Below are 17,237 nucleotides of genomic sequence, written 5' to 3'. Positions count from 1 at the left end.
CTACAACACACAGGGTTTTACTCCTGACTCCTGACTCCTGACTCCTGACTCCTGATAGCGAAGCGTGGCGTAAGCCATACTCCTGACTCCTGACTCCTGACTCCTGATGTACCTGTTTTCCGTAGCCATGAGGCTACCTTTTGGAGTTATCTATTAAATAGATATAGATGATCTCGATAGGAAAATTGGTTTATGAAGGTTAACTTGCAGCCTATTCTCAATGATGCTAATTTAGACGCGAATCAGCAAAGCAGTCAACGTCAGTTGGCGGTTTCTATTTCGGCGATAGGCGAAACTCTAGATCGCAGTGCGCCATTGAATTTATGCTTAATTTTAGATCATAGTGGTTCGATGAATGGCCGATCGCTCGAAACTGTGAAAAAAGCTGCTTCTCTGCTAGTTGATAAACTCAGTTCTGAAGATCGGCTGAGTATCGTTGTTTTTGACCACCGCGCCAAGGTTTTAGTCCCTAATCAGATAATTACCGATCGCAACCAAATCAAACAGCAAATAACTCGCCTCACAGCAGATGGAGGAACTGCTATTGATGAGGGTTTGCGGTTGGGAATTGAGGAATTAGCCAAGGGTAAAAAGGACACTATTTCCCAAGCATTTTTACTCACAGATGGGGAAAATGAACATGGTGATAATAATCGCTGCTTGAAATTCGCTCAATTAGCAGCTGGCTATAATTTAACCTTGAATACGTTGGGTTTTGGTGACAATTGGAATCAGGATATTCTGGAAAAAATAGCCGATGCGGGGCTAGGGAATCTGTCTCATATTGAACACCCTGATCAAGCAGTGGATAAGTTCAATCGCTTGTTTAGCAGAATGCAAACGGTGGGATTGACTAACGCTTATCTGTTATTTTCACTGTTACCCAATGTCCGTTTAGCTGAACTCAAACCCATTGCCCAAGTGGCACCAGATACCATTGAGTTACCAGTACAACCAGAAGCCGATGGTCGGTTTGCAGTCCGGTTGGGAGATTTAATGAAAGACGTAGAACGGGTAATTTTGGCTAATATTTATTTGGGACAGTTGCCAGAAGGTAAACAGGCGATCGCTAATGTACAAGTCCGCTACGATGACCCCGCCCTGAACCAAACCGGTTTATTTTCCCTAAATATGCCAGTTCATGCGAATGTAGAGCGCATTTACCAACCAAGTTCTAATCCCCACGTACAGCAGTCGATTTTGGCTTTAGCCAAATATCGCCAAACCCAGTTAGCCGAAGCGAAATTACAACAGGGTGATCGGTCTGGGGCGGCGACAATGCTACAAACGGCAGCTAAAACGGCTTTGCAAATGGGAGATGCCAGTGCAGCAACGGTGTTGCAAACTTCAGCTACTCGCTTACAGGCTGGGGAAGAGTTATCCGAAAGCGATCGCAAAAAAACCAGGATTGTCTCAAAAACTGTGTTGCAGGATGCTCCTCCTAAATGAAAGTTCAATTACTATCGGCACTAAACGATACTAATGTTGACGCGGCTCAATTGAGTAACCAACGTCAACTGGCAATTTCTATTTCGTCCATTGCTGATGAGCTTGACCCAAGTTTACCCTTGAATTTGTGCCTGATTCTCGATAAAAGCGGTTCCATGCACGGCGAACCCATGAACACCGTGATTCAGGCTGTAGAACAATTATTAGCTCAACTCAAGCCAGGCGATCGCATCTCAATAGTCGCTTTTGCGGGTACTACTGAGGTCATTATCCCCAACCAAATCATCCAAGACCCCGAAACCATCGAAAGCATCAAATCTCAGTTACACAAAAAGCTGAAAGCTGGCGGTGGCACAATCATTGCTGAAGGTTTATCTTTGGGAATTACAGAATTACTCAAAGGCACAAAAGGCGCTGTTTCCCAAGCATTTTTGTTGACAGATGGCCATGGTGACAGCGGGTTAAAAATTTGGAAGTGGCAAATTGGCCCCAATGACAACAAACGTTGTTTGGAACTAGCACAAAAAGCCACTAGAGTCAGTCTAACCCTCAACACCTTCGGTTTTGGCAATGACTGGAACCAGGATTTGCTGGAGAAAATTGCTGATGCTGGTGGTGGTACTCTGGCTTATATTGAGCATCCACAACAAGCTGTAGACCAATTTAGCCGCTTATTTAAACGGATTCAGTCTGTGGGCTTAACTAATGCCCACCTGTTGCTGTCTCTCGTCCCTGGTGTGCGGTTAGCAGAACTCAAACCCATTGCCCAAGTAGCCCCAGAAACCATTGAATTACCAGTGGAAACCGAAGCAAATGGTAGCTTTATTGTCCGCTTGGGAGATTTGATGAAAGATGTAGAAAGGGTAGTTTTGGCAAATATTTATTTGGGGGAATTACCAGCAGGAAAACAAGTGATTGGACACATCCAAATTCGCTATGATGATCCAGCTATTAACCAAGAAGGTTTATTTTCCACCCTCATACCAGTCTATGCCAATATTACTAAAACTTACGAACCAGCAATTGATCCACAAGTGATCAAGTCAATTTTGGTGTTGGCAAAGTATCGTCAAACCCAAGTAGCAGAAGCTAAATTAGAACAAGGCGATCGCACTGGTGCTATCACAATGCTACAAACAGCCGCTAAAACTGCTTTGCAAATCGGTGATATTGGTGCAGCAACAGTCCTGCAATCTTCCGCTACTCGTTTACAAGCCGGTGAAGAACTCTCTGAAGCAGACCGGAAAAAAACCAGGATTGTATCAAAAACTATTTTGAGGGAGTGATATTTGCAATAGCAAGTATACGCGGAAATTAGTAACTTTTTCGGCACTTGATATTTACTTTGGCAACCCAGTCAATAAATATCAGGTGCTTTTAATTTGGGTTTAGGGGGCAGGGGAGCAGGGGAGCAGGGGAGCAGGGGGCAGGGAGCAGGGAGCAGGGAGCAGGGGAGCAGGGGAGCAGGGGAGCAGGGGAGCAGCAATGAAACCTTGTACCTCATTAATTGATGCAGAATGTGTAAAAATAGGAATAATGGATAACAAATAAACCATAATTTTTAACATTCGGGAAAAATATTGTCTCTTCCCCCTGTTCCCTCTTACCCAATTGGGAATTTAGCATCACAAGTACCGAAGAGCCAAAATAAAACATTAAAAATAAAATCTCACAAAATCATGAAAATTTCCAGCATTCATCACGTAGCCATTATTTGTTCTGATTACCAAAAATCCAAACATTTTTATACTGACATATTAGGCTTTGAGATTATTCATGAGACATTTCGTACTGCAAGAGATTCTTATAAACTAGATTTAAAAGTAGGAAATACCCAAATCGAATTATTTTCTTTTCCTGATCCTCCCCAAAGATTTAGTAATCCTGAAGCCTGTGGATTAAGACACCTGGCTTTTGGAGTTGAAAATATTCAGGAATGCGTTAATTATTTAACATCTCACAATATCGAAGTTGAAAATATCAGAATTGATGAAATTACAGGCAAGAAATTTACCTTTTTTAAAGACCCTGATAATTTGCCATTGGAAATTTATGAACTTACACCAGTGTAAAACAAGAATGTGACAAAAAAGGGTGTAGGAAACAATAGTTTCTCCCACACCCTAAAAGGGCAAGGCAGGAGGCAGGAGGCAGGAGGCAGAAGGCAGAAGGCAGAAGGGATTAATTTGATATAAAAACAACAGCTTCTATGCTTTGCCTATTTGAGTTTAAGACCCCCAATGAATCAAAGATTTACTGGTTTTCTTTAAGGAGGGGTTTGAATCCCCTTTTTAACACCTTCTGCCTTCTTCAATCTAAAATTTTGGGGTAATTTATTTTTTGGTGTTCCCTGACTCAGAAATTCAGGAATTTAGGCAATAGCAAAATCGAATCTAATAATCACATCATTGTAATCCAAATCACCACCATTGGGTAAATCCTCAAATCCAAAGGTATTATCTCCCAACAAACGAATGTGGTCTACCTGATCAGAATTTACTCCCAAATACGGAAAATAAACTTGAGGATCATTAGCAGTGTTATTATCAGTTAACTGGGACAGAGTACCATTGATAATAATCATCGGAGCTAATATTGAACCACCAGCAATCACCGCATTATCTGTAAATAAACCTTGGTTAGCAACAGCAAATTTGATTCTTTCACCTGTGTCTGCATCTTTGATAATATTGTTGATTGCAGCTTGCAAGTAATTGACGCGATTAGTTGCGGTCGCTTCCACAGAACCAATTAATCCTTGAGCATTATCAACTTTGTAAAAGTAGACTTCATTATTGAATGCAGCTTCTCGATAAACAGAGAACTCAGCTTTTACCTTACCTGATATATCTCGAAAATCAACTACTTCTGATTGGTTTGATCCTTGTAATGCTGTACCTATGGTTGATGATTCATCAGTAGATTCAATCTTAACGACTAGAGAATTGAATTCTGTAGTAGTGCTACTTTCTTTCCAAGAAATAGTGAAACTATCATCATCCTTTGTAATTCTTTGAGTAGAAGTATCAGCAAAGATAATGTTTGTGCTTGCTATTTTTCCTGCTCGGAAAGAGTCAACTGTACCTTCTTTTACCAAAAAGAATTTCAAGTGACTGCCGGAATTAAATCCTAATAAGCGTGTCAGACTATCAGAATTAATTTCAGTCTCAAACCCATTAGGAAGATTAGCAATAGCAGAGAAAATTGTTTTACTCTGGCTTTTGGCTCGTTGTAAAGCGGCTTCGTTGTAACCCTGTTCCCCTGGTGCAATACCTTTAATTCTACCTTGGGCATCATCAACAGCAAATACACCTAGTTCATTGACAACGCTAGAATTACTGTCTATGAGAGTGGCTTTGAGTCTAACTGTGTCACCAATACCTTTGATAGTAAAGATGTTGTTGTTAGTAATTACGGCTAGTGCAATATCTTCGTCATTAATAGTTCCCTTGGCTGTTCCATTCGTAGAACTGATAGTTGCACCATTTTTGGCATTACTTAAGTTCACAGTGAAAGTCTCATTTGCTTCCACTCGGAAATCTTGTTTTGTTTGAACGGTAAAAGTTTTCTGAGTTTCACCAACCGCAAAAGTTAGATTTTCAGTTTTACGAGTAAAGTCATTATTACTAGCGGTATCATTGGCATTAATAGCTGTAGAAACAGTGACTTTTTGTTGTGTTTGACTATTCCCTGTCCGCGTGACAGTAAAGGTGAGAGCATTTCCTTCTGTAGCTGATGCTGCGCTAATGTTAAATACAGAAGCTATATCATCATCATTGATAGTTCCCTTGGCTGTACCATTGGTGGAACTAATCACTGCACCATTTGTGGCATTACTCAAGGTGACAGTGAAAGTTTCATTTGCTTCGACTACAGTATCTTCTTTTGTTTGGACGGTAAAAGTTTTCTGGGTTTCACCTGCTGCAAAAGTCAGAGTTTGGGTTTTTGCAGTAAAATCACTAACACTAGCTGTATCTCCTGTAGCAATAGATGTGGTGACAGTCACATTTTGAGGAGTCAGGTTATCTCTGGAACGAGTAACCGTAAAAGTGAGAGCATTTCCTTCCGTTGCTGATGCTGCGGCAATTGTGAATTCAGCCGGTGTATCATCATCAGTAATAGTACCCTTGGCTGTACCATTGGTAGAACTGATCACCGCACCATCTGTAGCATTACTCAAAGAGATAGTGAAGGTTTCATTTGCTTCTACTACAGTATCTTGAGTAGTATCTACTGTAAAGGTTTTCTGGGTTTCACCAGTTGCAAAAGTGAATGTTTGTGTTTTTGTCGTGAAATCAATTGCACTGGCTGTATCCCCTGTAGCAATGGAAGTGATGACAGTGACACTTTGGTTAGCTTGAGCATCTCCTGTACGAGTGATAGTGAAAGTAATTGTACTTCCTTCTAGTGCCTGAGCCGAAGCAATGGCAAATACAGGGACTGGATCATTATTGGTGATAGTTCCTTGGACTGTATCCTTGGTGTCATCAATAATTGCTCCGTTGGTGGGATTGCTTAAGGTAACGGTGAAAGTTTCATTACCTTCAAACAAAGCATCTTCAGTGGTTTGAACAGTAAAGGTTTTCTGGGTTTCTCCCTGAGCAAAAATTAGCTCCTGGGTTTTGGCAGTAAAATCACTTACACTAGCGGTATCACCTGTGGCTATAGATGTGGTGACAGTTATTGCTTGGTTAGCTTGGGCATCTCCTGTACGAGTAACTGTAAAAGTGACACCACTTCCTTCTGTGGCCTCAGCCGCAACAATGCTAAATACAGGGGCTAGATCATCATTGGTAATAGTTCCCTTGGCTGTAGTGTTGGTAGAACTAATAATTGAGCCGTTGGTGGGATTACTTAAGGTGACAGTAAAAGTTTCATCACCTTCAAATAAAGCATCTTCAGTGGTTTGAACAGTAAAGGTTTTCTGCGTTTCTCCTTGAGCAAAAATTAGCTCCTGGGTTTTGGCAGTAAAATCACTTACACTGGCTGTATTTCCTGTGGCAATAGATGTGGTGACAGTTATTGTTTGGTCAGCCAATATATCATCAGTGCGGGTAATGGTGAAGGTAATGGCATTTCCTTCTGCTGCGGAAGCGTCTGTGATGGAGAAAACGGGAATTATAAAGCCAAAGTCGTCTGCTGTGAGCGTATTTTTGTTGACATTTCTTAAAATGCCTAACTCTTTTTGAGATCCATCTATTAGAGCTTTGATAAATGTATCAGTCCCAACTTGCTCTAAAATCAGGTCATCAAAACTATTAACTGCTGGGATACCGGCAATGATGACTTTATCATCACCCTTGGTAAAATCTAAGACTTCACCTGGCACATTTGGGACTGAACCGTTGCCGAGATAAAAGCGGTCTGATCCAGCACCACCAGTCATTTGAGTTCCTTGTTGACCAGCGTAGAGGAAATCATTGCCATTTTCCCCAAATAAGCGATCGCTTGCTAAGATGCCAATCAGAATATCATCACCCTCTCCACCTTCTAGGGTGTTATTGCCTGTGACGCTGGATGTCTTCAGGTAATCATTACCAATGCCACCTTTGAGAGTATTAAAGCTGCCTTCGATGATATAAAGCTTATCGGCTCCATCATCTCCTTCTAGGGTGTTATTATTGCCTTCTACAACAGAAAGCAAATCGTCTCCTGCACCACCCTTAAGAGTGTTATTGTTACCTTCTACTACAAACAGGGAATCGTTGTCTTCTCCACCATCCAGATAGTTATTGCCCGCAATCCCTTCAGCATATAAACTATCTTCTCCCAGACCTCCTATTAAAGTATCGCCAAAATTGGCAAAAAGCTCGTCATTACCAGGAGTACCGTATATTGCTACCAGATTTTTGGGTAATTCTAAAATCCCCAATTTTTCAGGTGTGTTTGTGCCTGCCACATTGAAATCGTTATCATTAATTAACGCCAGAGTGTTGGGTGAAACTAATGCTAAACCTTCTAATTTTTCAACTCCCGTGTAACCTAATTGGGCAGCATTAGCAATTAAACTCTTACTCACAGAAGTAATGCCAGCGGCAGTTAATTCAGCAGGAGTTAATTGTTCAATAGTTTTATCCGCAGGTAGGTTAAAATTCCCAGAGTAGTGAATATTAGTTGCACCTGTTAAATCAATTTGATAGATGAGTTTATTGGCAGTGTTATCACTTCTATCATCTCGTTCAACTACTGCAAACTTTCCATTACCTAATGAAACAGCATCACCAATTTTATCGGTTTTGGCTGTACCACTGCCTGTAATATCATCAAGAAGATAGAGATATTCACCAGTTACCTGTTTAGAAACAATATCAAATTCCAGAATTCTTAAATTGCGGGAATTTCTAGAAGTTGTATCTCCAGAGTTGTCAGGATTATCAATTGCACTCTGAATAAAAGCATACAATTTATTACCTTCCAGTGCTACGGCTTCAAATCCTCTATTAGCACGTCTTTGGGCATAAACTGCTGGTAAAACTTCAGTACCAAAATTACCGGCTGGTTGGTCTGGGTCTGTTGCTGTTGCTGTTCCTTGGGGAATGAAACGGTCAAGTAACTTTCCATTCACATCAAAATGATAAATTGCAGGACGGTATTCATCCACCATCCAATAATGGCCATTTTCATCAACAACAATACCTTCAACATCAGCCCCAAAAGGATCGTTAGCTAAAACATTACCATTCAAATCAACACCAATTTCATCAGTGTAAGCTGTTCCCCCAGTTGCAGCTTGCACGTTAGGAAGTCCGGTTAATGGTGTTGTTCCATCTGCGCGGAATAATCCAGTTCTGTTGGTGATAGTGATTTCACCTGTTTGTTGATTGAGTTCAAAACTGACTATTTCTGGTTGAAAGTCGGGTAATAGAAATGGTCTGTTTTGACCTGTGGGTTCTCCATTGGGTCCTCTGTCTGTATGGGTGACAAATTTCAAATTTCCATTAAGTGCAGTTCCTTGGAAATACAAGCCAGAAAAACCACCCAAAAAGATATCTTGACCTGTGGAAGTTGTTCCTAATTTGGGTAAGTTGGTAAATTCGTAGTTAGTTAATCTAGGTTGCAGTACAGGGTTGCGGGGGTCGTAACTGGTGGTGTCAATTTTGAGGATATCGGGGAGGGTATCAACGATATTTTCCCAAGGTACAAATTTAAAGTTGCTGCTGATGTTTTCTATTTCACCATCATCTTCAACCAGTACAGCAGGATCATTATTACCATCTTGGGTAACAAATAGACCATTGGGGAAGTTAGCACCAAGGGGGACGTTAATTACATCTGCACCGTCTGATTCTTGTACGCTGTCGATATCTCCATTGCTACCAATAGCGAAACGTCCTAAAAATTCGTTGTTTCCTTCGCGGGTGTATGCAGCAAAGGTATTATCTCCTTGACTGGATACGAGTAGATAACCTGTTCCGTTTGCACCGTAGTAAATTGTTAGTCCTTCTACGTCATCTACAAGATTACTACCACCTAAATCTTTGACTTTATCAATCAGTTTACCTGTGTTGCTGCTGTTGGGTTCTGCATCAAATTTCCAGATACCAACATTTTCTTGACCAATGTAGAGGAAACCGGTTTCTTGGTCTACAACCATTCCCTCGGTTTGGGGGTCAATTCCGTCATCTGTGGGAATGGTGAATTCCCGGACTCTTTCTGCACCTATTTTACCGTTGCCCATGTCGATTAATTTAAATTGGGCAATATCGCCGGTTTGACGACGACTTGTGAAGACATAGTAATCGTTAGTGAAGGGGCTACGATAAAGAGCGAGTCCGTAGGCACTGCGGGAAGATGGTTCGTAGGGAGGGTCAAAGGGTAAGGCTTGGAAAAGAGTACCAATGCTGCTGTCGGTGATGTCTTCTAAGTAATTATCATCATTAGCATTGGGGTTAATTTTGAAGATGGCTAATTTATCATTATTGCGATCGCTCGCCACTGCAAAATCTATCTTTTGATCACCCAATTCAAAACCGTATTGCAAGTCTATGTTGTTGTAACGAATTCCACCTGGGTTTACTGTTTGCAATAATTCCCCAGATAAATCATAAACCCGCAATCCACCATTTTTAACCGAAGTTAATACTAAACTATTAGCCGAATTGGTCGCATTAACATAGATAGCTGGGTCGTCCGCATCAGCCTGTTGATCATCAGGTAAAGTATCATCATCCAATAGTACAGGAGTTGTTTCTACTGTAGATGCAGCACTGGGAATTATTTCATACAAGCTAACAGTGCTACTAACCTCATTAGAAACTGCCAGCATGGGTTTAGCATTAGGACTATCTTCAGCAGAGATGAATTTCAAACCTTCAGGACTGATATCACCTTCAGTTCTAATATATTGGACAAACGCTGGTGCAGTCGGGTCACTCAGGTTATAAACCATCACCCCACCACCAGCACGTTCTAAACCCACAAATGCAAAGGGTACATTATTAATAACACCCACTACCACACTTTCTGGTTCAGGTCCTTTGTTATCTGAACGAGTGTCAACATCGTCAGGAGAAGCATTATTAGCATTGAACAAATCAGGCGTTAATTGAGCTAAAATTTGTTCAATCTTGTCCCCACTATCATATACTAATTGACCTTGATCATTCCAAATTGAGAAAGAACGACCACCGTAAGCATACAGTTGATCAAAATCGCCGTCTCCGTCTGTATCTCCCATGGTATTGGTAATAATCAGACGACCTAAATTTTCATCCTTTTGTAATTCAGCAGCATCGGGGAAAGCTGTCGGATCAAGTATGACATCTTTAACCCTAGTTTCTTCATTAAAAATATCACCTTCTTCATCATTAGGAACAGGTAAGATATTATCATCGGTGGGACGGATGCGCGCATCTCCTTCATTAGCGGTGATGTAATAGGTGTTGTTACCAACTTTAAAAGAACTAATCCCATCTGGCAAGTACATACCAAGTACAGGCCAATTTCTAATATTTATACCATTGTCTCTATCACTGGCATCAATACCATTTCCCGATAAATTATGGTCTTTATAACCAAGAGGTAAAATGTCTGTAATAGTTCCACTCGCAATATTGAGAACGGCAATAGCATTATTTTCTTGGAGAGTGATAAAAGCAGTTTGATTATCAGCCGAAACTGCAATATATTCTGGTTCAAAATCTTGAGCTACTGAAGCGTTAAGCCCAAAAATCCTGACTCCCTCGGCTTTTAAAGCATCTATTTGACTGTTAAAAGCAGTGAAATCAGCCGTTATAACTTTACTATTATCTAAACTGGTAATATCTCCAGAAACATCAATAATACTAATTGAACCTTCTGGATCAATAGAATAGTCTTCACTCGGTTCTCCTTCATTGGCGACAAGTAATTTGCTACCATCGGGAGTGAAAGTGAGCATATCAGGTAAAGCACCTACTGTCACTTCGGCTATTTTAGTGAGTGTAACAGCGTCAAAGAAAACGACTTTGCCAGGATCAGTGAGTGTGTTAGCAGAAATAGCAACAGCAACAATACTGTTTGCATTGCCTATACCTTTTCTAACTGCTACACTTTGAATTCCTGCACCAAATTCAGAAAGGTCAATATCACTATTTTTATTAAGATTTTCTGGGTCTGAAGCATCAACTACTTGCAGCAGTGGCTTCCCATCTAATGCACCAGTTATAAATAGGCGTTTTGATTTGGGATCAAAATCAGAGATTTCCGCACCGTTTAAGCTAACAGTGTCGAGGTTGTTAAGTTGAATTAGATTTGTCATTTTTATATGTGCAGTTAGAGGATGAGCATTAATTAGTTTGTTGTGAGGAACTTAATCCTCTGGTTTATTAAAGGGCTAAAACCCATACTACAAACAGAAAGGCTATCCTCATAAAATTAAGAACTAAATAACACAAGGTTAAGAAATTAAACGTTATTAAAAAATATAATAGAGGAAATAGTCTTTCTTCTGTCTGTAAGCGATCGCTATCTTGCAACCAGTTTTTTTATCACCATATAATATCCCCGACTTCTGGAAGAAAATCGGGGATGTGAGTTGTTAGCTGTCAACCTTCACCTGATTCTTCCTGGGAAACCAATCATCTAAAATTGCATAGAGAACAGGTACAACAAACAAACTGAGAATAGTAGAACTGACCAAACCACCGGCAATAGCAACAGCCATAGGCGATCGCAACTCTGAACCAGCACCCAAACCCAAAGCAATGGGAACCATCCCCAAAATAGTTGAAGCCGTAGTCATCATAATCGGTCTAAATCTGACTGATCCAGTTTCCAGAATTGCCTGTTTACGTTCAACTCCCGTATCCCGTAACTGGTTGATATAATCCACAATCAAAATTGCATTCTTGTTAGCAATACCAATCAAAAACACAAAACCGATCAAAGAAATCATCCCAAAATCGCTTTTGGTAATTAGTAACGCCAACAACGCCCCCACCAAAGCCAAAGGTAAAGAAATACCAATAACTATCGGGTCTACCCAACTTTTAAACAGCCAAATTAACACACCGATAATACACAAAGCTGATAAAGCCAAAGTGCTGCCAAAACTACCAAATACCTCACTCTGACGAGCAGAATCACCACCCAAATTCAAAGAAACACCCGCAGGTATCACAGCTTTAGCTTCCGCTACCACCCGATCAGTTGCATCACCCAAAGTTAAATTTCCACCCAGATTTGCACTGATATAGGCAACCCTTTGATTATTCAATCTTTCAATTTGAAACACATTACCTTGTTGATTAGCCTCACCTGTCACAGTCACATCTGCAAATCCTGGCAATTTCTCAACTCGGACTTTAATTTCCTTCACGGTTTTATTTAAAGCTGCCAGATCATCACCTTGCAAAGCTAACTGTAAAGGCTTCTGGCCACCAGTATCCACAAATTGAATATCTTCTACACTTGTAGTTACACCCGGTAGATTAGGCAAATCAGAACGTAGTTGATCCTGCAAAGCAGAAGTAGAAATTTCACGTTCTTTTTTTAGCTTGATATACAACGTCCCTTTATTCGGCTCACCTTCACGAGAACCCACAGTAGTAAACACCGTTTCCACTGCGGGGGACTTTTTCACCACTGCTTCCAGTTTCTTAGCAACATCCAGAGAATCATTTAAAGGATTAGGAATAGGAATTGGAGATGATAAAGCAGCGAAAGCAGCAGAAGAAGAGGAATTTATTTGTCCTCTTATGTTCGTTTCTCCTTGTCCCGTTAGCTTTCCTGGTTCTGGTAGTTGTCCTTGTCCTGCTTGCGCCAATAGTCGGGGATCAGGAACACTAGGCAAGGGAGAGGTATAGACAATATTGAATTCGCCCCGGTCAAGTTTGGGAATAAAGCCTTTAGGAATTAGGGGGATCAGGGCTACACCACCAACTAAACTGAGAACGGCTAAACCGACAACTAGCCAACGGTGGTTTAATGACCAGGCGAGCAAGTTGCAGTAAATTTGGTCAAATCGCACTCCTATCTTACTTTCCCGTTGAGGAGATTTAGATTTTGATGGTTTGAGCCAATAAATTGCCAATACAGGGGATAATGTCCGCGCCACTAATAAAGATGTGAGCATGGCAGCTGAAACAGTGATGCCAAAGGGTTTGAAGAATTGGCCAACCACGCCACCCATCAAACCAATTGGCAGAAATACCGCAACTGCTGTAAAGGTGGCTGCGGTGACAGTTAAGCCAATTTCATTAGTAGCTATCAGGGCTGCTTGGCGCGGAGTTTCCCCATCATCAATGTGGCGCATGATGTTTTCGACATCGACGATCGCATCATCGACAATAGAACCAATCACCAAAGCTAACGCCAAAAGGGTAATCGTTTCTAAGTTAAAGCCATAAATCGCCATGACGATAAATGTCCCTAACAAAGAAATGGGAATTGCTAAGGCAGAAATTAGAGTGGCTTGCCAGTTCCACAAAAACGGAAATATCACCACCACTGATAAAATAATGGCTTCGATCAGTGCATCTATGGTGGACTTGGTGGCGTTACGGATATATTCGGCTTGGGTAGCAGCAAGAGTGAGGGTGATATCTTTGAGGTTAGTCCTCAGTTTCTGCACTTCTTTCTCTACCCGATTCACCACTTCTAAGGTGTTAGCATCACCTTTTTTAATGACTTGAAATGCTAAAGCATCTTTGCTGTTAAATCTGACTAATGTTCCTGCTGCTGGTAGTCCAGCGGTTGGTGTAGGTGGGGGAACGCTGTTCCCATCTCCTAGTAGGGATACTTTGAGAACACCTGGTATTTGTGCGATCGCTGGCACTATTTTATCTTTTGCCAGTTTCTGTAAGTCCCTTAAATTTCCTGATTTACTCTCAATCGCATAGCTAACAGCTGCTGACTCATTCAGGTTCAGAGGAATTATTTTATAATTCGCCCCTTTGGGCAATTTCAACTGCTTAACTATATTTTCTGTGTTGCTAGTCGATGTTTCTAAATTCGTCCCTACAGCAAATGACAAGCTAACCGCAGTTTGACCAGGATAAGTTGAAGAACGAATATCATCTAGTCCTGCCAATGATTTTAGGCTTTCTTCTATTGGTTTGGTGAGTTTAGCCTCTGTATCCAATGCTGATGTTAAAGGCGCTTGGGCGTTTACCACCACCACCGGAAAAGTAATATCTGGAAACAAAGCATACTTCAGAGAACTGAAAGCCAAAACTCCAGCTACCGTCACACCTATCCAAAAACATACCGTCAACCACGAAAAGTCAATCGCCAATTTGGAAATATTAAACCGTTCGCGTGCGGATTTTGAGTTATTAGTCTGTACCATCTTGGAAATTCAATTATCGTGCGGCTGACACAATCATTTAGTCATGCTACAGTAATGACCTACATTTTGGTCAGTTTTTCAAATAGCTAAGATGCGCGATGGAGGGAATCGGATACTGTTGGCGAAGCCTCCCTCAGTAATTTTATTTAGTCCCTGGAGGCGAGTGATATCAAGTTCAGTGAATAACGGTTAATCTAATCACTTATCCCTGCTTGATGGTTAAGCGATCGCATCAGGCATCTCCGGCTGGAATTCAACAGGCTAAACGCGCGTTTGCTCTGCCAGGGTGGACACAGGAAAATTTGGCAAAAGTAAAATATTATAACACATAATCAATTTTGCAAGAGAATTTTTCAACTAAAGTTTCATTTGCCAACAGTTTTTCCTACATTTTGTATCGTATTCAATCAATTCAATCAATAAATAAACCAACAGCCTGTAAAAGTGATTTTAGAAATAGAGTCTTTAATTTGACTCAAGTCAGCAGTTTTGACATTGAACTAGGAGTAGATTATGAGCTTAGAAAATAAAGTCAAGGCAACCGCCAAAAATATTGAAGGTAAAATTCAAGAAGCAGTGGGTGATCTGACTGGAGATCCCAAAAATCAAGCAGAAGGTAAGGCAAAACAGGTAGAAGCAGCAGTTCAGCACACTGTTGAAAATGTGAAAGATGCACTCAAAGATACAATCGACTAATACCATTTATTGCTGAAGCTGCGCTCAAGAAATTTGTTAAAAAAGTTCGACATAAACTCAACACAAATTATGCTTTTGGCGTAGTCATAGATGCGCCAATCTATCTATCACACAAAATTGGTATCAGGATGATTTTTCCAGGAAGTCTAGGTGGTGAACAGGCTATCTAGACTTTTTCGGTTGACCGGAAAATTGATAAATAAAACAACCATTAGCATTTTTAAGAATTTTCACTCCCAATAGGTTCTATGGCTAACTTAATTGAATTCAAGTTGTTTGCTCCTTACAATAAGGGAGCGGCATTAATCGGATCTTTTTCCAACTGGGAAGAAATTTCTATGGAAAAAAGTGAAGACGGTTATTTCCGTACCCATGTAGAATTGGAAGACGGCAATCATCAATATAAATTTCGTATTCAGTCTCGTAGCTGGTTTTTTGAACTAGACCAATGGGTAGAAGTAATAGACCCTTATGCAACAGATATTGATAACCCTAGTCAGAATGCGGTGGTGTGCATTAAAGACGGCGATCGCATTATTGATACCTACGTCTGGCAGCACGATGACAAGCCTCTGCCAGCAGATAGTGAGTTAGTCATATATGAACTTCACGTTGGCGATTTTTCCGGGGGTGAGGATGATGCTGACGCTCGCGGTAAGTATAAGCACGTTATTGAAAAATTAGATCACCTTTGTGAACTAGGCATTAACGCCATTGAATTGATGCCCGTCAAGGAATATCCAGGAGATCATAGCTGGGGCTACAACCCTCGCCACTTCTTCGCTACTGAATCTAGCTATGGTTCGACGATGGGGTTAAAGCAGCTAATTGACTCATGCCATGAGCGAAGTATCCGCGTCATCATGGACGGCATATATAACCACTCAGAATCAGAAGCCCCTCTCACGCAGATTGATCATGATTTCTGGTATCACCACTCTCCCCGTGATCCCGATAACAATTGGGGTCCAGAGTTTAACTACGAACTCTATGATGAAACTCTGGAAACATATCCAGCCCGGATGTTTGTCGGCGATAATGTGCGTTTTTGGATTGAGGAGTATCATACTGACGGTATTCGCTTCGATGCCGCCCGACAAATTGCTAACTATGATTTAATGCACTGGATTGTTAAGGAAGCTAAAAAAGCCGCTGGGATGAAGCCTTTTTACACCGTGGCCGAACACATTCCTGAAACAACTAGCATCACCAATGCTGATGGACCGATGGATGGCTGCTGGCACGACAGTTTCCGTCATGTTATTACAGTACATATTTGCGGCGATACTTTTGATTTAGACAGCCTCAAGGATGTGATTGATTGCAAACGAAAAGGCTTTATGGGTGCAACTAATGTTGTCAATTACCTCACTAACCACGACCACAATCACTTGATGGTAGAGTTAAGCGATCGCAACATCTTTAATGAAGAAGCATTTAAGCGAATTAAGTTAGGGGTAGCTCTCCTGATGACAGCAGTTGGTGTACCCTTGATTTGGATGGGTGAAGAGTTTGGTGAGTACAAGTACAAAACTCCGGAATCATCCAAAATAGATTGGAAACTGATGGGCAATGACCAGAATTGTAGTTTGTTTGAATATTACAAAGGCTTGATTGGGCTGCGGAAAAATAATCATGCACTTTACGCTGAAAATATTGATTTTTTCCACGAAAATATAGAAGCTAAAGTTTTAGCCTATACCCGCTGGAATGATGAAGGCTCTCGGATAGTTGTCGTGGCGAATTTTTCAGACAATTTTCTGGCAGGATATCACATTCCTAACTTCCCCGCCAATGGAAAATGGCACGAATGGACGGGTAATTATGATATTGAATCTGGGGATGATGGCATTATGACTGACTTAGGATCTTACGAAGCGAAAGTATTTGTCTGGCAGTAAGATAGCGATTTTAAAAATTAATTCCGCCCTTCTTCTGACTCCTGAATTCTTACAAAAAGGTTTTAGTATGACTCTTATTGCTTGGATCGTATTAGGTTTAATTTCAGGTGCGATCGCTAAAGCGATTGACCCGGCTGCCAGAGGAAGTGGTATTCTGGGAACTCTAGTTCTAGGTATCATCGGTGCATTTGTTGGCGGTACGCTAACCACTCTGATCACGACTGGAAAGTTTGTACTGGTTAGTTCTGATCTCAGCCCTTCTGGTATTTTCATTGCCGTTATAGGTGCTGTTATCGCTGTATTTGTTTGGCACAGAATTAATAGCAGATATTCTTCCTAGACTCAATTAGTAAGTTTAAGTCCCAATTGTCGGGGATCAGGAACACTAGGCACAGGAGAGGTTTTGAAATTAAAAATCCCCA

The 17,237-nt window shown here is 41.0% G+C and carries 8 protein-coding genes; 6 read left to right on the top strand and 2 right to left on the bottom strand.

Features of this window, described 5'->3' with window-relative positions; translation table 11 throughout:
- Positions 1-192 precede the first annotated feature (192 nt).
- From ACLLO5_RS00800 to ACLLO5_RS00790, 3 genes are all read left to right on the top strand, one after another.
- Entirely contained in the window at positions 193-1,449 is a 1,257-nt protein-coding gene (locus ACLLO5_RS00800) for a vWA domain-containing protein (RefSeq protein WP_413173600.1), read from the top strand.
- Entirely contained in the window at positions 1,446-2,735 is a 1,290-nt protein-coding gene (locus tag ACLLO5_RS00795; protein ID WP_413173599.1) for a vWA domain-containing protein, read from the top strand. The genes ACLLO5_RS00800 and ACLLO5_RS00795 overlap by 4 nt, the downstream gene beginning before the upstream one ends.
- 393 nt (positions 2,736-3,128) lie before the next feature.
- Entirely contained in the window at positions 3,129-3,521 is a 393-nt protein-coding gene (locus tag ACLLO5_RS00790) for a VOC family protein (protein ID WP_413173598.1), read from the top strand.
- A gap of 299 nt (positions 3,522-3,820) precedes the next feature.
- Here ACLLO5_RS00790 and ACLLO5_RS00785 read toward each other — a convergent pair whose 3' ends face one another.
- Both ACLLO5_RS00785 and ACLLO5_RS00780 read right to left on the bottom strand, forming a co-directional pair.
- The gene (locus ACLLO5_RS00785; protein ID WP_413173597.1) at positions 3,821-11,188 is read right to left on the bottom strand and encodes a phytase; all 7,368 of its coding nucleotides are present in this window, start codon (positions 11,186-11,188) and stop codon (positions 3,821-3,823) included.
- Positions 11,189-11,467: 279 nt separating this feature from the next.
- The gene (locus tag ACLLO5_RS00780) at positions 11,468-14,218 is read right to left on the bottom strand and encodes an efflux RND transporter permease subunit (RefSeq protein WP_413173596.1); all 2,751 of its coding nucleotides are present in this window, start codon (positions 14,216-14,218) and stop codon (positions 11,468-11,470) included.
- A gap of 513 nt (positions 14,219-14,731) precedes the next feature.
- Here ACLLO5_RS00780 and ACLLO5_RS00775 point away from each other — a divergent pair.
- The 3 genes from ACLLO5_RS00775 (at position 14,732) to ACLLO5_RS00765 (ending at position 17,155) form a co-directional block, all read left to right on the top strand.
- Positions 14,732-14,914 (top strand): CsbD family protein, encoded by a 183-nt coding sequence (locus ACLLO5_RS00775; protein ID WP_413173595.1) that lies wholly within the window; start codon positions 14,732-14,734, stop codon positions 14,912-14,914.
- 248 nt (positions 14,915-15,162) lie between these two features.
- On the top strand, positions 15,163-16,815 hold the full coding sequence (locus ACLLO5_RS00770; protein ID WP_413173594.1) for an alpha-amylase family glycosyl hydrolase: 1,653 nt from the start codon (positions 15,163-15,165) through the stop codon (positions 16,813-16,815).
- A 67-nt stretch (positions 16,816-16,882) separates the two neighbouring features.
- Positions 16,883-17,155 carry a GlsB/YeaQ/YmgE family stress response membrane protein gene (locus ACLLO5_RS00765; RefSeq protein ID WP_413173593.1) on the top strand — a complete coding sequence of 91 codons (273 nt, stop codon included), beginning with the start codon at positions 16,883-16,885 and terminating at the stop codon, positions 17,153-17,155.
- Positions 17,156-17,237 lie beyond the last annotated feature (82 nt).

The organism is Anabaena azotica SJ-1, assembly GCF_047275885.1.
Taxonomy (GTDB): domain Bacteria; phylum Cyanobacteriota; class Cyanobacteriia; order Cyanobacteriales; family Nostocaceae; genus Trichormus_B; species Trichormus_B azotica_A.
This window is presented reverse-complemented; position numbering and strand designations above follow the sequence as displayed.

Excerpts from the sequence above, each read along its gene's own strand:
- ACLLO5_RS00800 (WP_413173600.1), top strand. The coding sequence starts at position 193 with ATGAAGGTTAACTTGCAGCCTATTCTCAATGATGCTAATTTAGACGCG.
- ACLLO5_RS00795 (WP_413173599.1), top strand. The coding sequence starts at position 1,446 with ATGAAAGTTCAATTACTATCGGCACTAAACGATACTAATGTTGACGCG.
- ACLLO5_RS00790 (WP_413173598.1), top strand. The coding sequence starts at position 3,129 with ATGAAAATTTCCAGCATTCATCACGTAGCCATTATTTGTTCTGATTAC.
- ACLLO5_RS00785 (WP_413173597.1), bottom strand. The coding sequence starts at position 11,188 with ATGACAAATCTAATTCAACTTAACAACCTCGACACTGTTAGCTTAAAC.
- ACLLO5_RS00780 (WP_413173596.1), bottom strand. The coding sequence starts at position 14,218 with ATGGTACAGACTAATAACTCAAAATCCGCACGCGAACGGTTTAATATT.
- ACLLO5_RS00775 (WP_413173595.1), top strand. The coding sequence starts at position 14,732 with ATGAGCTTAGAAAATAAAGTCAAGGCAACCGCCAAAAATATTGAAGGT.
- ACLLO5_RS00770 (WP_413173594.1), top strand. The coding sequence starts at position 15,163 with ATGGCTAACTTAATTGAATTCAAGTTGTTTGCTCCTTACAATAAGGGA.
- ACLLO5_RS00765 (WP_413173593.1), top strand. The coding sequence starts at position 16,883 with ATGACTCTTATTGCTTGGATCGTATTAGGTTTAATTTCAGGTGCGATC.